This is a genomic window from Deltaproteobacteria bacterium (genome assembly GCA_018668695.1).
Taxonomy (GTDB): Bacteria; Myxococcota; XYA12-FULL-58-9; order XYA12-FULL-58-9; family JABJBS01; genus JABJBS01.
Genome location: JABJBS010000374.1, coordinates 1 through 3,440 on the forward strand (window position 1 = coordinate 1; position 3,440 = coordinate 3,440).

General features: G+C 51.0%; 3 protein-coding genes. 2 read left to right on the forward strand and 1 reads right to left on the reverse strand.

Annotation, left to right across the window (positions count from 1 at the left end; all coding sequences use genetic code 11):
- Both HOK28_21655 and HOK28_21660 read left to right on the forward strand, forming a co-directional pair.
- Positions 1-802 (forward strand): hypothetical protein (locus HOK28_21655; GenBank protein ID MBT6435713.1); only part of this gene is annotated, 802 nt, incomplete at its 5' end.
- 148 nt (positions 803-950) lie between these two features.
- Entirely contained in the window at positions 951-1,802 is an 852-nt protein-coding gene (locus HOK28_21660) for an SDR family oxidoreductase (protein MBT6435714.1), read from the forward strand.
- 5 nt (positions 1,803-1,807) lie between these two features.
- Here the strand turns inward: HOK28_21660 and HOK28_21665 are convergent.
- Positions 1,808-3,440 (reverse strand): hypothetical protein (locus HOK28_21665; GenBank protein ID MBT6435715.1); only part of this gene is annotated, 1,633 nt, incomplete at its 5' end.

The following is a 3,440-nucleotide window of genomic DNA, read 5'->3' on the forward strand; positions in this document are numbered from 1 at the left end:
AGTCATGAGACCATTTTGGAGCTTCATTATCACCGCCGTCAGTGCATGGACCATGCTCTTTGTGTCGCTCTGGACCCTCGACCAAAGCGGCGTTCTTGACGGTATGCCGGGTCGTATCTCTTACAGCTTTACGTTTTTCATGCTCGTCATGGTGATTCTCCTCATTTCCCTTCAAGCCGGTGAACTCACCTACTCTCTTCGCTCTAGTATTGGCGGCGCAGTATTCGGTGCCTTGGGTATCGGGCTCGCTTTACAGACAGTGCAGCCCGGCCTGCTGCTTGCTTATCTTACAGGCAGCTTCCTCATCGGTGGTGGGATGTGGCTTACCGCCTCATTGGGCCGCGAGGTTGTCAGTGCCACTTATCTTTGGCCGCTCACTCTGGTGGTTGTTTTGATGGATACTTGGAGCGTGCTCTCACCAAGCGGTATCACCCACCAAATCATCCAAGAGGTCCAAGTCGCTGAGCGATTCAACTTCATGATTCTTAACTTGCCCATTCCAGGCGTAGGGCTAGAACCTATTTTGGGAATGGGAGATGTTTTGTACCTAGGGTTTATGGCCGGCGCAGTGACTCACCTAGGCTTATCAAGCCAGAAGTATCTCACCGGTGCTGGCATTGGATTTATCCTTTGCCTGGTTGCTCTAATGATTTGGGAGCAACCGCTACCGGCTTTAACCTTCGTCGCACCGGCCATTACCATCGCCTTGGGCAAAGAAGCAGCGAGCACCACCAAAGAAATACTCACGGCCGTAGTCTTTGTGGCGGTCCTCTTTGGCATCAAAACCCTAATCCTGGGTTGAGCCTCTGCTCTTACAATCCCTTACTACCTCAAGTGTATGATTTATATAGACAATTTAATTGAGCCAAGGCCGAGGCTTTGACCTTTTTTAGAACGCGTTCTAGTTTCTAACCGGACGCAAACAACGCACCCGAAGAGGAAGCAAACGCATGAGCAACAGTTTTGGTGAAAAGATTCTTGATGGCAAAGTCGCTTTTGTAGCTGGCGGCACACGCGGTTTTAACTTGGCCATTGCTCAAAAATATGCCGAGCACGGTTGCAAAGTTGTGGTGTCCAGCCGCAACGAAGAGCGCTGCTCCACCGCGGCCCAAAGTATCATCGACATGGGCGCCGAAGCCATGGGCATTCCCTGCGATGTGCGTGACTACGATGCCCTTCAAGAAGTGTATAAGCACACGAAAGAGAAGTTTGGCCCAATCGATTTGGTAGTCGCCGCGCAAGCTGGCAACTTCTATGCACCCGCCATCGGCATGAGCACCAATGCTTACCGCTCCATCATCGACATCGACCTCATCGGTACCTTCAATGTCTTTCGAGGCGCGTTCGAACACATCAATCGCCCCGGCGCCTCCATGCTGGCCATTACGGCTCCTGAAGGCGTGCGACCTCTACCCTTCCAAAGCCATGTGTGCGCCGCCAAGGCAGCCGTCAACATGCTTCTAAAGTGTTTGGCCGTGGAATGGGGCCCTGCGGGTGTAAGAGTGAACGGACTCTCTCCTGGCCCAATCGAAGGCTCCTGGGGCATGGACAACGTGATTGCCAAAGACCCAGCCATGAAAGAAACCATCACCAATGCCATCCCGCTTAAGCGTTGGGGCGTAGATAAAGACATCGCCGATGGCGCGCTCTTTTTAGCATCGGATGCAGCCAGCTGGATAACAGGAACCATCTTGGACATCGACGGCGGTGTAACCATTGCCAGCCCAGGTTCAGGTGACACCGATGCAGTGAATTTTGGGGATAACGATAAGGTGAGAGGCCCGGGTAAAGGGGACCGCTGAGGGGGTTATTCTACCGAACTCATTTCCACTTCCGCAGCTTCAAGCTCAACAGAGGCATTCACAGAGGCGACCGGAGGCTCTTCGACCGACATCATCTCTGATGAAGAATCCGTTCCATTGCCACCGAATTCTACCTCGCTAAAGTCGGTACTCGCCTCTTCATTCTCCACTGAGAACACATTCACACCGAAGAGATTGTCTACGATTTCAACTTCTGAGAGTTCTACGGACGCACCACCAGACGTGCCTCCTGCGTCGGTTACCTGCACCGCGGCTCGAGAAAATCCCATGACCACACCGCTTGAGATACTGGCACTACCTCCCCAAAAGGCAGAAACACCATCTCGGTCGAAGTCGTCGATATCGAAATCGTCGATGTCAAAGTCGTCAATTTCAACACTGCCCTCTTCGTTTTCTACTTCTTCAACTTCATCGAAGTCATCGATGTCGAAATCGTCTATCTCCACGCTTTCTCGTGTTTTACCCAGAAGTACCGCATTTCCCAGACGCATGGAGCTGCCAGGCATCCACGAGGCAGTGGCGCCGCCCTCTGTACCCGATACAAATACATACTCCGCATCCAAATCGCCGCTGTTGGTCACCACCACGCCGAAACCACCAGTCTCATCGCCCGGAGAGCGCTTAATCCGCTCAACCCAAACATCAGACATTGTTGCCACGGTGTCTGGGTCTTGAATCATCATACCAACTAAGTAACCGCCTCTGATGCGGATACGCTCGACTTCGGCGATACCTGCACTGCTCATGAAAAAAGGAACACCAAAATTGGTTGAATCAAATATCCGAGTGTGGTTGATAATCATATCTTGAAGATTGGCAGTCGCATCCAATATGACAATACCCACCTCACGCGCTCGGCTCACCAGGATTCGGTCCGTTCTAATGGAGGCACCTCTTTGAACTGAGATACCATGACCTTGCTCAACATCGTCATCATTTTGCACATCGATATCTAAATCTGATGTACCTCGAATCACAACATCGGTTAGTATCGCCGTCGAACCTTCACCATGAACAAATAAACCCTGGCGTTTACTGTTCTCAATCAGTCCACCATTTAAAATAGCCGAAGCACCCTGCTCAACGTACAAACCTATCCCGGTGCCTGCGACCAAATCCTCTGAAGTGCCTGATGTATCTCGAATTAAGAGATTGGAAGCATTGAACTCCGTACCTGAATCGCCCAAAAAAATACCGGCATTGCTGGTTCGGTCTATTGTCAACCTTTCGCCAACAAGAGTTGCGCCTTCGACCAGGGTCACTCCCCAAGCTTGCTGCGGAACCGATAAAACCTCTGTTTCGTCGGGATTGACAGCCTGATTGACAATGGTCAAATCACTGAATGATATTTGAGTATTTTCGCCCCAACCAACAAATGCCTTCCCTGGACCACTTTCTCGAATCCGCACCTGGTTCAACTTTGTTATGCCAGCGTTTACCGCGATGCCCCTTATGACTCTTGTCATATCCACATCCTGAAGTTGAACCATTTCAATTTGGTCGATGCTATAACTATCGTCGGTCGCAATTCCGAAACCAACATTCTCGATATAAAGACTGCGAGCATCAAAGTCGCCGCTATGAATAATAACAGCAGCTTCACTACCACCGCGGATC

Bases quoted from the DNA above. Each gene is read 5' to 3' on its own strand.
- HOK28_21660 (MBT6435714.1), top strand. From the start codon at position 951: ATGAGCAACAGTTTTGGTGAAAAGATTCTTGATGGCAAAGTCGCTTTT.